Origin of the sequence: Wolbachia endosymbiont (group A) of Alloplasta piceator (assembly GCF_964028505.1) — a bacterium.
Taxonomy (GTDB): Bacteria; Pseudomonadota; Alphaproteobacteria; order Rickettsiales; family Anaplasmataceae; genus Wolbachia; species Wolbachia pipientis.
The window spans coordinates 1,104,138-1,120,580 of the sequence record NZ_OZ034793.1; the positions used below are offsets into that span (position 1 = coordinate 1,104,138).

Sequence of the window (16,443 nt, forward strand, 5' to 3'; positions counted from 1 at the left end):
ATTTGGGAAAAAAACATATGTGTCAAGTCAAGAGATTGTGAGCAAATTTAGGAAATTATAGCTAAACTGACTTAGATTTACCGACAATTTGAAAAACCGTCATTCCGCTAACTATAGTATTTTCGAAAGCGAATGATAAAGGTATAATATGTTTTTTTAAAGTAGGGAAAGCGATGGTATATAGTGTAGATTTAAGGGAAAAAGCAGTGTCTTTGGTAGAAAAAGGAAAGTCAAAGGTTGAAGTTGCAGAGGTTTTTGAGATAGGGATAGCAACACTATATAGATGGCTAAAAAAGAAAGCTACTGGCCAAGGTCTCAAAGCGGTAAAAAGTACTGGTTTTATTCGAAAAATAGATCCAGAAATACTCAAAGAATATGTCAAAAAACACCCAGATCACACACTAGCAGAAATGAAACAAAACCTTGGCTTTGGGATAAGTGCAATTTGTTATAGATTAAGACAGCTAAAAATAACCTTTAAAAAAAGTCACATTCTATCAAGAGCGCAATCAAGAAGATAGGCAGCAATTTATCGATAAAGTCTCAAAAATAGACCACTGTAGCATTTTATATATAGATGAAGCAGGAGTTGATAATAGACTATACCGAGAATATGCACGAGCTCCAAGAGGAGAAAAAATATATGCTGATGTTCCAGGAAAAAAGCGGGAAAGAGTGAGTATAATAGGTGGATGAGAAGTTTATTGCACCAATGACCTTCACAGGAGGGTGTAATAAAGATATATTTAATGTATGGTTAGAGCGAAGATTACTTCCACAATTACAGCGTGATACAACCATAGTTATGGATAATGCTACATTCCATAAAACTCCCAAAACAAAGTCATTAATAGAGTCTTTTGGCTGTCATTTGCTTTATCTTCCAACATATTCACCTGATCTAAATCCGATAGAGCATTGTTGGCACACCATCAAAAGTTGCCTCAGACCTCTAATGCATCAATGTACAGACTTACACCTTTTAGTTGGTAATACCATTTTAGACGTTTATCATTCGTTTTAGAAAATACTATAGTTGAAATAGCACAGTTACTCACCCCATAAATTTGGTGCTCTCTTTCAATCAAAGGTGTCTTGCTGCTTGAAATGTTTTCTTTGTAAAAATTTGGCTTATCTTTATATCATCTCATTCAAACAGCATTAACATAACTTATGCCTTTTTTAGATGTAGAAATTTTCTAGGAATTGTCTTTTTGAATTCTATGGTATTTTGTTTAACATTGAAACAAGAGGCCAGTGTCACGCACTGGCATGACACCCATTTGTTCCTATAGTTGTCTTTTCTCGTCTACCTTATTTTGCCACTCTGCTGAACAGATACATAAAGAAAGTGGAAAATTGGACATTCTCAACTCGGCTCCTGCAGATTAAAAATTAAGTTGAATAAAAATTGGATTTGACGCAGTTTTTTCCCATAGTTTAAGAAATTAAAAGTTTAACGATTAGAATTATAATTATAAACCACAATAAAAAATAGACTTTTCCATTTGATTTATTTTTAATTTGGATGTTTTCTAATTTTTTATCAGCTATTAGGTTTAATTTTTCTATAAGGCTAAATATCCCTTGGATTGTTTTTACAGGATAAGAACTTCTAATTTTTTCCCTATACCCTATTTTACTTTCATGTTGACTGCTTATCCACGCTTCAACTACTTTCCACATATTGATTTCTGGGTAGATCTTTCTACATGTCCCTTCCAGTAAAATCATAGTTTTCTGCAGCAATAACAATTGTGTTTGAACTTTCATATCAAAATCACCAGTTATTTTTAATAGCTGAGCAAGTAAACTAGCAAATGAAATCTTCTGTATAGGCTGCCCAATAATGGGTTCACCTATTGCCCTGCAAGCTGTGACAAAATTTCTATGCTGTGATGAAACGTAACCAGCTTTAAAGTGCATTTTTGCAACGTGATCATAATCCCGATTTAAAAAGCCTTTGAGTATCTCTATAACGTAATAGCATGTCTCACGATCTATTCTACCCATGATTCCACAATCCAGAGCAATAATATTGTTATTACTATCAACCATTAGATTTCCAGGATGCATATCAGCATGAAAAAAACAATCCCTGTATACCTGATTACAAAACGATTCTATAAGATTGATAGCTATTTGCTTATGATTATTCAGTTTTTCAACTTCGTATATTGGCGTTGCTTCTATCCATTCTAATGTTAAAACCTTTTTTGCAGTTCTATTCCAATCTATTTCAGGTACATAAAAACCTCTGTCATTTTTTGTGTTTTTCTTTAGTTCCGAAGAGTGAGCAGCTTCAAAACGTAGATCTAACTCTAATCGGCAAATTTCAGCAAAAGTTTTAACTAATTCAATTGGCCTCAGCCTTTTTGATTGTTCGCTAAATTTTTCTGCAATTTCTGCAAGCCAAGAAAGCATTTTTATATCTCTTGAGAATGTTTTCTCAATATTTGGCCTTAAAACCTTCACAGCAACTTCCTTACCCTCAGTTGTAACCGCTCTATGCACCTGAGAAATCGATGCTGCTGCAATTGGCTTTTCAGAAAAGCTTGAAAAAATGTCGCTCAATTTACAATTAAACTCACTTTCTATAGTTTTAACTGCTATTTTATGTGAAAATGATGGCAATCTATCACATATCAATAACAAGTTATTTGTTATATCTTCATTTAAAACATCAGTACGTGATGAGATAGACTGCCCAAACTTAATGAACACCGGACCTAATTTTTCAAGAGCACACTTTAGCTTGTGGCCTTGTATTTTATTTATTGATTTTTTTGATGGTGGAAGTAAATAAGGTAATATATTGTAACGCGTCAGCACCGTAGTTATGTGCAGAAGACGCAAAATATTTTGAATCATTTCGCTGCGTAACTGCTAAATATTTCATTTAGGGTTCTATTTTTCATAATCTCATCAGGCTTGCCTTGGCAATAGATAGTATTATTTATACAAATTATGTAATCTGAGGATGGTAGAGCAGAGTTAAGATCATGAGAAGTCATAAGAATCGATACCAATCGTTTTTTTGCTATTTTATTTATAATATCATAAAATTTAGCCCGCGCGTTAATATCCATTGCACTAACTGGTTCATCTAGAATGATCAAGTCAGGCTCTGCAATTAAACAACGTGCAAGTAGCAATAATTGTGTTTGCCCTGCAGAAATTTCTAACACTTGATTCTTCAAAATGTTACCGATACCAACCAACTCTATCGTTTCTGTAATAATGGATTGATTTTTCTTTAGTCTTTTCAAGGAGCTATTTAAAAGGAAATATTCAACTGTTATTGGCATCAAATTACTAATACTAAAATTTTGCGGCATATAGCCAATTTTTATGTTGTCAGCAAATACGATATTACCGGTACAGCTTTTATTTATGCCAGCAATTGCTTTCACTAAAGAGGTTTTACCTCCACCATTTGGACCAAGTATTGTAATTATGTCTCCTCTTTCCATGGACATATTGATATTGTCAAGGATTCTTTTACCATCATATGTGAGAGCAAGATTTTCTATTTTTAGAACACGATTATTGACATTATTCAATTTATTGACAAAATTTAACTTCTTCTCAACGTTTATATGAGACATTTACTGACTTTTTTTCTATTACTTTCATTTACACTATACTATAATATCGCCTTTTCATCCAATTTAAAAGTTGTAGCTACAATCAAACCTATCCACTCACTTGTAGCTTCTATTACAGAAGGGATTTTAGAACCGGAATTGCTTGGCTATGCAACATCTGCGCATAATTATATATTAAAGCCATCTGATGCGAGTAATTTAGAATCAAGTGACGTTATATTTTATGTTGACGATAACTTAGAGACGTTTGTTCAAACTTTCGCCAAAAATAATAAAGAACTAGTGCAATTGTCAAAGGCAATCAACCTACTTCCTACTCGGCCACATTCATTTTCTAGAAAAATTACTCACATTAAAGATGAAAAAGATTTACACATTTGGCTGAGTCCCGAAAATGCAAAGAGCATGATACTTTCTGTAAGTGCAACATTGTCTAACATAGATAAAGAAAATTCCCATCGATACAACTCTAATGCAACAAAAGCTATAAAAAAAATAGACCAAGAAGTAAAAGAAATCATGAAAGAACTGAATGATTTTAAAAATCAAAAATATATCGTCACTCACGATGCTTATCAATATTTTGAAAAATATTTTGGTTTAAATCACCCAAGCGCCATTCTTTCCATAGAAGAGGATTCTTACATAGGTATGAGGAGTTTAATGAAGCTAAAAAAGATAATGAAGGAAGAAAACGTTAAATGTATATTTGCTCATTCACAGGAAGACAGCATAAAGCCTAATGCTCTTTCTAATGACGCAAAAATGGTAGTTCTTGATCCTATTGGATCAGACATAGAGCCTGGAAAAGATGCATATCTAGCTATAATCAATAACATTGCACAAAATTTTAAGTCTTGTTTTGTTGAGTAATAAGTTCCCTTTTAGCTTACTGTTTTATTGTTCTGCATTTATTTGTCCTTTACATATTGTGCAGGTTTAGAATTATGCTTTATTCTTACGTTTATGTCTTGGCCCAATACAATCAATAAGTTAAGCAAGTATCCTAAGGAGAACCCTTCGATTTTTGACCTATTGATTTGAGATACTTTAGGCTGATCAATCTTTAGAGCGTTTGCTGCTTTTTTCTGTGTTGTGTATCTCTTACCTATTAATTGTGCAATGACCTTTATTAATTTCAGTTTTGTATCCTTTACATTGTCCAACTCTATTATTACAGGATAACTTAATTGTAAATTTTGCATAATAATAAACTTTCCTATAAAAAAACTACTTTAATTTTTCTTCTTTAAATAGCACATGCCTTCTGACTACTGGGTCATACTTTCTAAACTCCAGTTTTCTGGTGAGCTTTTTTGGATTACGCTTTTTTACATAAAAATAGCCTGTTGATTTTTCTTCACCAGCTCTTGTTGTCTTGATTGCAGTGCTGACTAACTTAACAAGCAAAGAAGCATTTTTTTTCGCCATACTTATAATGATATAATAAATTCTATGCGAGTTTATTACGCAAAATACTAAAAGTCAATCGAATAATGCAGATTGCAAAATCCTTGACAATCAACAGTGCATTAAGTAGCATAAAGTTAACTTCAGAATAAAAAGCAAACGGTAAATAAGTGATAAATAGTGGTAAAAGGGTATTATTGATAGAAAATTCTATCTGTTCTAATGAGGTAAGAGTTGCCTTGTCAATTAATAACAAGGTTGTAGAATTTGAACAAGAATTCAAGGAAAAAAAACAATTAAGAGGTAATATATACGTTGCTTATATAAAGCGTATAGAGCCTTCTTTGCAAGCCGTATTTATTGAATATGGAAAAAATAAGCAAGGTTTTTTGTCTTTTTCCGAGATATCTCTAGATTACTTCAACATTCCAGAAAAAGAAAAGGAAACTATCTTTGAGGGCTACTCAAATGACGATTGTATAGAAGAAGCCTCAGCAAATGTTTCTTCAGATTCTGCAGCTAGTAAGAATGTCAACGAATCAGGTAGTGGTTTTGTAAGAGAGGTACCTTTATATAAAAAATACAAATTACAAGATGTTATTTCAGTAAATCAAAAAATATTGGTTCAGCTAACTAAAGAGGAACGAGGCAATAAAGGAGCTTCATTTACAACATACATAACTTTAGTGGGTAGATACTGTGTTTTCATGCCAAATTCCATGAGCAAAGGTGGAGTGTCCCGCAGAATTGAAGATGCTAATGTCAGAAAGCAGTTAAAGGATATACTAAATTTAATAAACTTGCCAAAAAGATCAGGTTTAATAGTAAGAACTGTTGGTTCAGGAAAAAGTAAGAAAGAAATTGAGCAAGATTACAATTACTTATCCTCATTATGGCAGAGCATTCAAAAAAATGCCTTCTCTGTAAATGCTCCATCATTAATTTACAACGAAGCAGATGTAATTATGAGATCTGTTCGTGATTTTTGTAGCGATGGTATAGAAGTTATAGTGTCTGGAAAGGAATCTTTTGAAGCAGTTAAGCAATATGCTAACAATGCACTAAAAGGTAGTAAGTTGCGCTATAGATTGTATAGAGGTTATGCTCCGATCTTTACTTACTACGGAATCGAAGATCAAATTTCTGAGTTATATAGCAATAGAGTAGAATTGCCATCTGGTGGGTCTTTGATAATAACTTTAACTGAGGCGTTTGTTTCAATAGACGTAAATTCAGGAAAGATGACAGGAGAAGATAGCATAGAAGAAACAGCTTATAGAACCAACATGGAAGCAGTACCTGAAATATCAAGACAGGTGAATCTTAGGGGCCTATCAGGATTAATAGTAGTCGATTTTATTGATATGTTGAAATATCAGTATTGCAGAGCTGTTGAGTCTGCTATAAAGCAAGCGTTTAAAGACGATAAAGCTAAAGTTCAATTTAGCTACATAAATGACTTTGGTTTAATGGTATTTTCAAGACAAAGAATTAAACCAAACATACAAGAAATTAATACTACAGAATGTTTACACTGCAAAGGTACTGGAAGAATAAAATCAAACGAAGTAATTGTTTCATCAATACTAAGGGACTTACAACATATTGCTAACAAGAATCGAAATAAGTCTTTTGATTTAGTAGCACACAGTGCAGTTATAGCGCACATTTTTAATAACAAACGCAATACAGTTTCTACAATCGAAAAAGAGTTTAATATTACATTGAACGTTAGTATTGATAACAGTTTAGATGTAAATACATTTGTTTTAAAACAAGGAGATGATGTTAATTTAAACGGTTATAAGCCATTACAGAACTCTGGATACCAAATTGGGGATAGCAGCAATGAAGAAGCTGATAATTCAAATAAACTACGAGGCAATTTTTGGCTGACTAAGTGGCTTTCGCGCCTTTTAAGTTCTAATAACTAATTAGAAACCTAAATTGGGCTTGTAATTAATGAGCCCTATACTTATATATTCTTATATCAGATAATATTTACAATGGGGTACTCATTATGGGAAGAGCAATAGGCATAGATCTCGGAACAACAAATTCTTGTGTTGCAATAATGCAGGGCAAAGATACAAAGGTAATAGAGAATAAAGAAGGAGCAAGAACTACTCCATCTATAGTTGCATTTACTTCTTCAGGAGAAAGGTTGATTGGTGCTCCAGCAAAAAGGCAAGCAACCACCAATGCAAGTAATACCTTTTTTGCTACTAAGAGATTAATAGGCCGTCAATATAGTGATCCTGAGATGAAAAATCTAAGTGTACCATACAAAGTATTTGCAGCAAAAAGTGGTGATGCATGGGTTAAAACAACTGATAATAAAGAATATTCTCCTAGTCAAATTGGTGCATTTATACTACAAAACATGAAAGAGGCAGCAGAAGCTTATCTTGGAGAGGAAGTAAAAGATGCTGTGATAACAGTGCCAGCATACTTCAACGACTCTCAACGTCAAGCAACAAAAGATGCAGGAAAAATTGCCGGATTAAATGTACTCAGAATAGTAAATGAACCGACTGCTGCAGCACTTGCTTATGGTCTTGATAAGAAACATGGGCACACAATAGTAGTATATGACCTTGGTGGTGGTACATTTGACGTTTCAATACTTGAAATAGGTGATGGAGTTTTCGAAGTGAAAGCAACAAACGGTGATACCCATCTTGGAGGTGAAGACTTTGATAATGGAGTAGTGAGTTATTTACTAGATGAATTCAAGAAAAGTAATGGCATTGATTTGAAAAATGATCCAATGGCTATGCAAAGAATCAAAGAAGCTGCTGAAAAAGCGAAAATTGAATTATCAAGTGCAATGGAAACGGAAATAAATCTACCGTTTATTACAGCTGATGCGAGTGGTCCAAAACACTTAAATATGAAATTAACGAGAGCAAAACTTGAAAGCTTAGTGAATGATTTAATCGAAAGAACTATGGCTCCTTGTAAAAAAGCTCTTGAGGATGCTGGTTTATCTGCTAGTCAAATTGGCGAAGTGGTTCTTGTTGGTGGCATGACTCGTATGCCAAAAGTCATAGAGAAAGTTAAAGAATTCTTTGGCAAAGATCCACATAGAGGAGTTAACCCTGATGAAGTTGTAGCAATTGGAGCTGCAATACAGGCGGGGATCATTCAAGGTGATGTAAGAGATGTGTTACTACTTGATGTGACCCCACTTTCTCTTGGTATTGAAACTCTAGGAGGAGTATTCACTCCACTTATTGAGCGTAATACTACAATTCCTACTAAAAAATCTCAGGTGTTTTCAACTGCAGAAGATAACCAAACAGCTGTTACAATTAAGGTGCATCAGGGTGAAAGAAAACTGGCAGTTGATAATAAGCTACTCGGTCAGTTTAGTTTGGAAGGGATACCTCCTGCTCCGCGCGGAAGGCCACAAATTGAAGTGACATTTGATATAGATGCAAATGGAATAGCACACGTTTCTGCAAAAGATAAAGCTACTGGAAAAGAGCAAAAAATACGCATTCAATCTTCAGGTGGTTTATCTGATGATGAAATAAATCGCATGGTAAAAGAAGCTGAAGAAAAAGCGCAAGAAGATGAAAAGCGCAAAAAGTTTATTGAAGTGAAGAATCAAGCGGATAGCTTAGTCCATTCTACAGAAAAGTCTCTGACAGAGTATGGTGATAAAGTTTCACCAGAAGATAGATCTGCTATTGAAAATGCAGTTAACGAATTAAAAGAAGTTAGTAAATCTGATAACATTGATGACGCTGATTCAATACAGCAGAAAGTCACTAATCTTTCTCAATTATCTATGAAACTTGGAGAAGCTATGTATCAAGCATCTCAACAAAATAGTGCTGAAAATGGCTTTTCATCAGAAGGAAATCCAAATGATAAAGAGGAAAAAGTAGTAGATTCTGATTATCAAGACGTAGATAATAAAGAAGAGAATAAGTAATTGCGATTGTCATCCAAGTAGCTGATACTGGGATGACAAGAAGAGCATATTGTTGCTTAAAGAAACCATTATGGATATTATTAAAACAATAGAAGAAAAGATACGCGATTCGATAGATGTAATTGATATCAACATTATCGATGAATCAGCAAAGCATGCTGATCATTATTTTGCTTCATCTTCAACATTACCTTCGCACATTAAATTAATATTAATATCTGACGGCTTTATTGGAATGAGCGTTCTAAAAAGACACAAGTTGATTTATGAGTTATTGAAGGGTGAGATAGAGCTAATACATGCAATTTCTCTTCACTTGTATACGCAAGATGAGTACAATTTAAAAAATAAATAATAAAAATGTGAAGGAAGAGTCTATATTAGTTAAAGCAGGAAGAAAATTTAATGACTATAAAGGTTCCATGAACCCGCCAGTTTATCATTCTTCTACCATATTATTCCCTACTTACAAGGACTACTTAAATGCAGCAAATGGAGAAAGTATATACGATGTAATCAACGATGGTGTTGCAAGGGATTATAGCTACAGTAATGTTGGTACTCCTACTGTTCATTATCTTTCAAATGCACTGGCTGAAATTGAAGGGAGTGGACAAGCGCTTATTTATCCTTCCGGACTATTTGCACTTACTTTTGCTATTCTAACTTTCGCTAAAGCAGGCTCGCACGTTTTAATTCAAGATAATAGTTATTATAGGCTTAGGAGGTTTGCAGAAAATGAGCTACCAAAAAGAGGAACAGAAGTAACTTTTTATGATCCAACACAGGATATAACTGATTTAATTCAGAGTAATACTTCATTGATAATGATCGAGACTCCTGGTTCTGTAACGTTTGAGATTTCGAATATAGAGCATATAGTAAAAGTTGCTAAAGAACGTGGAATTGTAACCGTTTGTGACAATTCATGGGCCACTCCTTTGTTATTTAAGCCGCTTGATTATGGAGTTGATGTTGCACTATATGCGGTGACAAAGTATCTAGCCGGTCACTCAGATTTAGTGATGGGAGCTATGGTTGCTGAAGGTGAAACTTTTAAATTGCTTTATGAGAGCTATAAAAATTATGGAGTAACCATTCAATCGCACGACTGCTACCTTGCACATAGGGGACTAAGAACACTGCATGCACGTATGGCAAGGCACCAAAATACAGCAATGGAAGTGGCAAAGTGGCTAGAAAAACATTCAAAAATCAAAAAAGTTTTGTATCCAGCACTTCCCTCCCATCCTCAACACGAATTATGGAAAAGTTACTTCAAAGGAGCAAGTAGCGTATTTAGTATAATACTGGATAGAGAATATTCATGTGAAGAACTAAGCTGCATGGTTGATCATATGAAAATTTTTAGTATTGGTGCTTCTTGGGGAGGGTGTGACAGTTTGATATTACCAATAGATCGTAGATCTATGTCAAGATCTGTAATGAATTCAGATTATGGTGGAAGTTTCATGCGGATATTTTGTGGACTAGAAGATTCTGAGGATTTGATCTCTGATTTAAATGCTGCACTAGCAAGACTGCCATGTTTGAATATCAAAGCTGGCAGATGAAACTGAGAGAATTACTGCATAACATTATTGATGTTAACTTTGATATTGAAATCAAGGGCGTTACATGTAATCCCAAGAGAGTCAAGGAAGGTTATCTTTTTGTTTGTGTGTCAGAAAGGAGTAAAGAATACGCAACATGCGATACTGGAATCCATATCCTTCCTACTGAATCACAGTGTTACGTACACAACTGTGTAGACGTTGTGATACAAGGGGCCAAGAAAGATGTCATCCCAGTGCTTGACTACTTGGATCCAGAAAATTTAATTGTAAATGAACACACTAAGCAATTGTATAATAAAAACTGGATTCCAGTGTCAGCTACTTGCATGACAAATACTCCGGGTTTTGCAGTGCTTGAACACCTAAACCCTCAAGAAATATACAGTGAAATAGTCAGCAGGTTTTATCAATTCAAACAGCCCAAATATGTTGCTGCTGTAACTGGTACAAATGGTAAAACTTCAGTAGTAGAATTTTGCCGCCAGATCTGGCAAAACTCTGGCTATAATGCTGCGTCTATTGGAACACTTGGAACATGCATCAATAATGGCAGAAAAGGTAATAGCAACAGCCTTACCACTCCAGGTGCAGAAGACCTTTACGCAACATTGCGTGGTATAAGTGTAGAACACTTAGTGTTGGAATCATCAAGTCATGGGATTGATCAATACAGAATCCATGGATTAAAGTTGAGTGCTGCAGCTTTTACTAATTTCTCGCAAGATCATTTAGATTACCATAAAAGTCTTGGTGGATATTTAGAAACTAAAAAAAGGTTATTTTACGAAGTATTACCAGAAGGAAAAACAGCGATTTTAAATGCGGATATAGATGAATATGGCGCATTGCTTAAAATAGCTGAAAAACGCAGTAATAAAGTTGTGACTTATGGAAAAAAAGGCTCTGATATTACTTTATTAGAGCAAACATCAACCCCTAATGGTCAACATCTTACAGTAAAAATTGATAACCAAATTTACAATACATTTTTCCCAGTTTTAGGAAAATTTCAAGCATATAATCTGCTATGTGCAATTGGTATATCTGGATTAAATTACAGAGAAATATGCGTAGAAAAACTCGTTTCTCCACCAGGAAGAATGGAAAAAGTGAAACCTTTTGCATTCGTGGATTACGCTCATACTCCAAGTGCGCTTAAACAAGCCCTATTGTCTTTAAAATGGCATATCAACAAAAAAATAATTCTAGTTTTTGGATGCGGTGGAAATCGCGATCAGACGAAACGTTCAGAAATGGGCAAAATAGCACAAATGTATGCAGATAAAGTAATAATTACAGATGATAATTCGCGTGATGAAGATCCGGCAAAAATTCGCCACGATATTTTGCTACATTGCCCTGATGCACTGGAGATAGGAGGTAGGAGAGAAGCTATAGAGAAAGGCGTAGATATTGCCTATAACGAGGGTATGATTCTGCTAGTTGCAGGAAAGGGAAATGAGAAATTTCAAATTATAGGCAACCAAACTTTTGAATTTAGCGATGTTGAGGTTATTAAAAATAAAGTTGCATCTTGACCTATATATTCTGGCCAACTTTCTGCACAAAACTCTCTGTTTCTTCCATTTTAGTGTTAGGTTTTGACATTACGTACGCAATGCAAACAGATACTAATGCAATGGATACAGATATACCAATAGTTACTAGTATAGGTAATTCAACAATGTATCCAATACCCGCCACTATCAATGCAGTTGCAATACCACCTACAGCAATCATTTTGCTTGCCTTTTTTTCTTACATTCCATTTCTCTCTTATGTTTTTCTTCTTCTGCTTTCTCCAAGACAGCAATCACCTCTTTGTCTGTAGCAAACATACTGGGAATGGAATTATTATTATCTAGTGCTAAAGGACTAGCTCCTTTATTTAACAGGCACCTCACTGCATTTATATGATTATTAGTAGCAGCAAAATGCAGCGGTGTTGAGCCAAGTTTAGAACATGAGTGAATATATGCTCCTTGCTCCAGTAGTAATTCTATTATTTCCGTATTACCGCTGTTAGCGGCACAATGCAGAGCAGTGTGTCTACCACCATCGCGTGTACTAACCTCTGCACCTTTCTCCAGTAGACGTCTTACTGTTTTTACTAAGCCTTTATGAGCAGCAATATTTAACGCAGTAGTATAATACCTAGAAGCATGGGTAATCTCTTGCCGTATTTCAAATAAATGATCTATGTGAAAATTAAGTCTTTTCCACTGATTGTATGTATCTTGGTTACATACGAGCAGCTTTTGCTTAATTTCTTCAATTATGTCACTTTCTTTTGATTCTTGCTCTATTTCTTGGAATATGGCATCAATTTCTTGCTCTTTTATACTCATAAGCTCTCCAACAACTATTTGCTATAAGTTATTTTATAGATAAAACAAAAACAAGTCAAGATTTTTACGTAATAGTTTCACAATCATTTACCGTTCTTGCAAGTGATAGCACTCTCACTTCTTTTGCACCGGAGTTTAAAATTTCCTGAGAGCAAGATCTTACAGTTGCTCCGGTTGTTACCACATCATCAACTAATATCACGATTTTATTTTTGATAATTTTCTTGTTGCTTGTTTTAAAAGCCTTCTTTAAGTTTTTTTCACGCTGTTTAAGTGAAAGACCAGCTTGAGGCACAGTATGGCGAAGGCGTTTTATTGCAAATGGCGTATAGGATAAATTGGACAACTTAGAGGTTGTCCGGAAACAAGTAAAAGGCTATAATATCTGAAATTTTAGTACGGGGTAAAGATGAGAAAAAAGTATCCAACAGATCTAAGCGAAAGGGAATGGGCAAGAATAGAAAAACACTTCAGAGTATCATACAAGAAAGGAGGAAGGCCGCCAAAGTATAGCAAAAGAGAAATATTAGAAGCAATTTTCTATGTATTGCGTACAGGGTGTCAATGGCGGTATTTACCAAATGATTTTCCGCTATGGAAGACTGTGTATGAGCAGTTCAGGCAATGGAAGAAGCAGGGAATTTTTGAGAAAATGAATTATGAAATTACAAAATATAGTAGAAGAAAAATAGGAAGGAATGAGCAGCCGAGTGCCTGTATAGTAGATAGTCAATCTGTAAAGACTACAGAAAAGGGGGGATCAAAGGCTATGATGGAAGTAAAAAAGTAAAGGGTAGAAAAAGGCATATAATTACAGACACTCAGGGTTTTATACTAGGTTGTTACGTAGGCGCTGCTAACGAAAATGATAGAGATGGTATTAAAATAGCATTAAACAATATGAGAACAAAATATACTAAAGTTAAAAAAATGTGGGCTGACATGGGATACCAAGGAAGAAATTCAAAGAATCACATAAAGGAAGAATATGACATAGATATTGAAATTGTTACAAGGCCTCCATGTAGATTTTGGGTGCACAAAGATACGCCACCTGAGCTACTACCAACAAGAGAACAAGGGTTTAAAGTACAGCCAAGAAGATGGGTTGTAGAAAGGACTTTTGCTTGGGTTAATAGGAATAGAAGGCTATCGAAGGAGTATGATTTACTCACAACATCCACTGAGAATTTCATATACCTAGCTATGAGTAGGGTTATGTTAAAGAGGGAATATGCTTGAATTTACTAGTTTCCGGACAACCTCTAAATGCAATTCTTTATATACTGCGCACAGGATGTCAATGGCGCTATTTACCACACGATTTTCCGCCGTGGAAGGCTGTGCATGAACAGTTTAGAAGATGGAAAAAGCAGGGAATTTTTGAGAAAATGAACTATGATATCACTAAATATAGTAGGTCAAAAATGGGAAGCCGAGCGCATGCATAGTGGACAGTCAATCGGTAAAAACCACGGAAAAAGGGGGGCAAAGGTTATGATGGTGCGAAAAAGGTAAAGGGGAGAAAAAGACATATAATCACAGATACTCAAGGATTTGTGCTTGGTTGCTATGTAGGAGCTGCAAGCGAAAATGACAGAGATGGGGTGAAGATGGCATTGGACAATATGAAGGAAAAATACAGCAATATTAAGAAAATGTGGGCTGATATGGGATACCAAGGAAAAGATTTAAAGGATTACGTAAAGAGAGAATATGGGATAGATATTGAAATTGTCAAAAGGCCTCCATGTAGGTTTTGGGTGCATAAAGATACACCACTAGAACTATTGCCACAACGGGATGGCTTTGTTGCATCGCTACTTATGAAAGGCTAACTATAGTTAGGATTATAAGTAACCTATTGAAAATCTTGTTTTTTTGCAATCAATCTGATCAAATTTAAGAATAGTAATTTATTATTTACATTAATAAATTTAATTCTATTGAAAATAGCTAAAGCATTGAAATTCTTGAATTTTAGCCGGATTAGTGAGTGGTAGTGAAATTTCTTTTACTCAAATTTAGGTATTCACTGACCGTTCTTGTTATAAATACCAGAATAATAAGCTACTGATATTCTCCATCTTTTTTATCTTTATCCATCATAGCTAGGGATGCAACAAAGCCCAACGGGATCCTGGATTTTCAGTACAGCCGAGAAGGTGGGTGGTAGAGAGGACTTTTGCTTGGATCAATAGAAATAGAAGGCTATCAAAGGAGTACGATTTACTTACAACATCTACTGAAAGTTTCATATATCTGGCTATGAGTAAAGTTATGTTAAGTAGGGAATATGCTTGATTTACTGGTTTGTGGACAACCTCTAACTATTGCATTCCAGAACAATTTGATGCATCATTCTTTTTGTAAAAAACATTCCAAACTTTCTCTCCACTTTTTCTGGGTAAGGTCAATTGATAACTGTCCACTTTCTATTCCCATGGATTCATATTTTTTGCCTTGACCAAGAAAAAATTCAGCTATTGCCTTACTTTCTCTTGCAACAACTTCTTCCTTAACAATTTTTCCTTTCTCATCAACGATACTTATAAAAGTTTCTTTTAGTGAGATCGCTATAATATTCCATGAGACTGCTCCTACTAATAAAAGTTTAAATTATTTTTGAAGAACTTATTCTACTGAATTCGTTACTTCGTGCTAAAATAATGGACTCCATCATTCAACAGCAATTACAGTATGTTTACCCTTTTTCTTGTTATTTTTCTAATCTATAGCTAGCGTTCAAAACCATATTCGAAAATACGTTTTCGGATTTTTTTTAATGCTGTTTATTTCATCCTCAACATCGTCTCTACCTTTATGAACTAAGTAGCAGCATTAAAAATTATAACGTACCCCTATCTCTAGAGTTGCATCTGGTATTTGTTTTGCTTTTATACCACTTAGTTGCCCACCCACGGTCATACCAACTGCACCAATTATCTGCGGAGTAATTTCATAATCAACACCTAACTTTAGTTTATAGGAAATAGAACTCAGTATTTTATCTACTACAGATGAACCAGCAGCTTCACCACCTGATTCTGGAGCACCTTGTGTTTCTTCTTCCTTTTCTTTTTCTTTCTTGTGAACTATTGTCATCACCATCAACTGTATCACTAACACCAAAGCCAAAAGGTGTTATTTGGAGATATCCTCCTAAACCTCCGCTGACATATAGTTTAACGGGATCAATATCAAGGTCAGGATAGAAGCGGTAGTTTGCCAATAAGCTAGCTCCTATGCTCTTTAATGACTTAATATTACTGAGAACCTCAAGTTCAAATTTAGAGTTTTGGTCATAATGGTAACCAAGAACAACACCAGGTTTCATTTTAAAGCCACCACCCCAACCAGCACCAAAGTTTAAACCTGCATAGTACTTATCTTCTGACTTACTTGCACTATTACTAGCTGCACCTGCTAGAGATGAAGTAAGCAACACAGCCAAAACGCACAATCTCTTTATTTTCATATAACTCCTCATACAAAAAAATATATAATGCATAAGTATATATCCTTTATATTAAAAAAGATATAACTACATGTCAAAA

Annotated in this window: 15 protein-coding genes and 4 pseudogenes; 11 read left to right on the plus strand and 8 right to left on the minus strand. The window is 34.7% G+C overall.

What is annotated here, in order from left to right; translation table 11 throughout:
* Nucleotides 1-212: 212 nt before the first annotated feature.
* Nucleotides 213-521 carry an IS630 transposase-related protein gene (locus ABWU31_RS05470; RefSeq protein WP_353271160.1) on the plus strand — a complete coding sequence of 103 codons (309 nt, stop codon included), beginning with the start codon at nt 213-215 and terminating at the stop codon, nt 519-521.
* A gap of 191 nt (nt 522-712) precedes the next feature.
* Entirely contained in the window at nt 713-1,024 is a 312-nt protein-coding gene (locus tag ABWU31_RS05475) for a transposase (RefSeq protein ID WP_022626381.1), read from the plus strand.
* Nucleotides 1,025-1,440: 416 nt separating this feature from the next.
* Here ABWU31_RS05475 and ubiB read toward each other — a convergent pair whose 3' ends face one another.
* Complete coding sequence (gene ubiB / locus ABWU31_RS05480; RefSeq protein WP_353271161.1) at nt 1,441-2,871, minus strand: 2-polyprenylphenol 6-hydroxylase; 1,431 nt, start codon at nt 2,869-2,871, stop codon at nt 1,441-1,443.
* On the minus strand, nt 2,868-3,608 hold the full coding sequence (locus ABWU31_RS05485; RefSeq protein ID WP_353271162.1) for a metal ABC transporter ATP-binding protein: 741 nt from the start codon (nt 3,606-3,608) through the stop codon (nt 2,868-2,870). The genes ubiB and ABWU31_RS05485 overlap by 4 nt, the downstream gene beginning before the upstream one ends.
* Here ABWU31_RS05485 and ABWU31_RS05490 point away from each other — a divergent pair.
* Nucleotides 3,600-4,481: a zinc ABC transporter substrate-binding protein gene (locus ABWU31_RS05490; RefSeq protein WP_012673303.1), complete on the plus strand. Its 882-nt coding sequence runs from the start codon at nt 3,600-3,602 to the stop codon at nt 4,479-4,481. The genes ABWU31_RS05485 and ABWU31_RS05490 overlap by 9 nt on opposite strands.
* Nucleotides 4,482-4,519: 38 nt before the next feature.
* On the opposite strand, the gene ABWU31_RS05495 is transcribed toward ABWU31_RS05490, so the two are convergent.
* Together ABWU31_RS05495 and rpmG are read right to left on the minus strand one after the other, a co-directional pair.
* A complete protein-coding gene (locus ABWU31_RS05495) occupies nt 4,520-4,813 on the minus strand; it encodes a helix-turn-helix domain-containing protein (RefSeq protein WP_353271163.1) in 294 nt (97 codons plus the stop codon).
* A gap of 25 nt (nt 4,814-4,838) precedes the next feature.
* Entirely contained in the window at nt 4,839-5,039 is a 201-nt protein-coding gene (gene rpmG, locus ABWU31_RS05500) for a 50S ribosomal protein L33 (protein WP_006279743.1), read from the minus strand.
* A 149-nt stretch (nt 5,040-5,188) separates the two neighbouring features.
* Between rpmG and ABWU31_RS05505 the strand changes: the two genes are divergently transcribed.
* The 5 genes and pseudogenes from ABWU31_RS05505 to ABWU31_RS05525 all read left to right on the plus strand — a co-directional run bounded on the left by ABWU31_RS05505 (nt 5,189) and on the right by ABWU31_RS05525 (nt 12,076).
* The gene (locus ABWU31_RS05505) at nt 5,189-6,952 is read left to right on the plus strand and encodes a ribonuclease E/G (RefSeq protein WP_077188334.1); all 1,764 of its coding nucleotides are present in this window, start codon (nt 5,189-5,191) and stop codon (nt 6,950-6,952) included.
* 86 nt (nt 6,953-7,038) lie between these two features.
* A complete protein-coding gene (dnaK, locus tag ABWU31_RS05510; protein ID WP_353271164.1) occupies nt 7,039-8,961 on the plus strand; it encodes a molecular chaperone DnaK in 1,923 nt (640 codons plus the stop codon).
* A gap of 70 nt (nt 8,962-9,031) precedes the next feature.
* On the plus strand, nt 9,032-9,316 hold the full coding sequence (locus tag ABWU31_RS05515) for a BolA family protein (protein WP_077188332.1): 285 nt from the start codon (nt 9,032-9,034) through the stop codon (nt 9,314-9,316).
* A gap of 7 nt (nt 9,317-9,323) precedes the next feature.
* A pseudogene (metC, locus tag ABWU31_RS05520) lies at nt 9,324-10,557 on the plus strand (cystathionine beta-lyase).
* Nucleotides 10,532-12,076 carry a UDP-N-acetylmuramoyl-L-alanyl-D-glutamate--2,6-diaminopimelate ligase gene (locus tag ABWU31_RS05525; RefSeq protein WP_236515210.1) on the plus strand — a complete coding sequence of 515 codons (1,545 nt, stop codon included), beginning with the start codon at nt 10,532-10,534 and terminating at the stop codon, nt 12,074-12,076. Before metC ends, ABWU31_RS05525 begins: the two are co-directional and overlap by 26 nt.
* Before the next feature lies 1 nt (nt 12,077).
* Here ABWU31_RS05525 and ABWU31_RS05530 read toward each other — a convergent pair whose 3' ends face one another.
* The 3 genes and pseudogenes from ABWU31_RS05530 to ABWU31_RS05540 form a co-directional block, all read right to left on the minus strand.
* The gene (locus ABWU31_RS05530; RefSeq protein ID WP_353271165.1) at nt 12,078-12,278 is read right to left on the minus strand and encodes a hypothetical protein; all 201 of its coding nucleotides are present in this window, start codon (nt 12,276-12,278) and stop codon (nt 12,078-12,080) included.
* On the minus strand, nt 12,275-12,886 hold the full coding sequence (locus ABWU31_RS05535; protein WP_353271166.1) for an ankyrin repeat domain-containing protein: 612 nt from the start codon (nt 12,884-12,886) through the stop codon (nt 12,275-12,277). The genes ABWU31_RS05530 and ABWU31_RS05535 overlap by 4 nt, the downstream gene beginning before the upstream one ends.
* Nucleotides 12,887-12,950: 64 nt before the next feature.
* Nucleotides 12,951-13,238: pseudogene (locus ABWU31_RS05540) on the minus strand (ComF family protein); the annotation flags it as partial.
* Between the two features lie 57 nt (nt 13,239-13,295).
* Between ABWU31_RS05540 and ABWU31_RS05545 the strand changes: the two are divergent.
* The 3 genes and pseudogenes from ABWU31_RS05545 (at nt 13,296) to ABWU31_RS05555 (ending at nt 15,190) form a co-directional block, all read left to right on the plus strand.
* Nucleotides 13,296-14,128, plus strand: a protein-coding gene (locus tag ABWU31_RS05545; RefSeq protein ID WP_353271062.1) for an IS5-like element ISWpi1 family transposase whose coding sequence is annotated in 2 segments (ribosomal slippage) — nt 13,296-13,665 and nt 13,665-14,128 — 834 coding nt in all. Because the reading frame shifts where the segments join, the coding sequence is not laid out codon by codon here.
* 23 nt (nt 14,129-14,151) lie between these two features.
* Nucleotides 14,152-14,691 (plus strand): annotated as a pseudogene (locus ABWU31_RS05550) (IS5 family transposase); the annotation flags it as partial.
* A gap of 364 nt (nt 14,692-15,055) precedes the next feature.
* Nucleotides 15,056-15,190, plus strand: coding sequence for a transposase (locus tag ABWU31_RS05555; RefSeq protein WP_406829215.1), 135 nt, complete (start codon nt 15,056-15,058; stop codon nt 15,188-15,190).
* A gap of 537 nt (nt 15,191-15,727) precedes the next feature.
* Here the strand turns inward: ABWU31_RS05555 and ABWU31_RS05560 are convergent.
* A pseudogene (locus tag ABWU31_RS05560) lies at nt 15,728-16,364 on the minus strand (hypothetical protein).
* Nucleotides 16,365-16,443 lie beyond the last annotated feature (79 nt).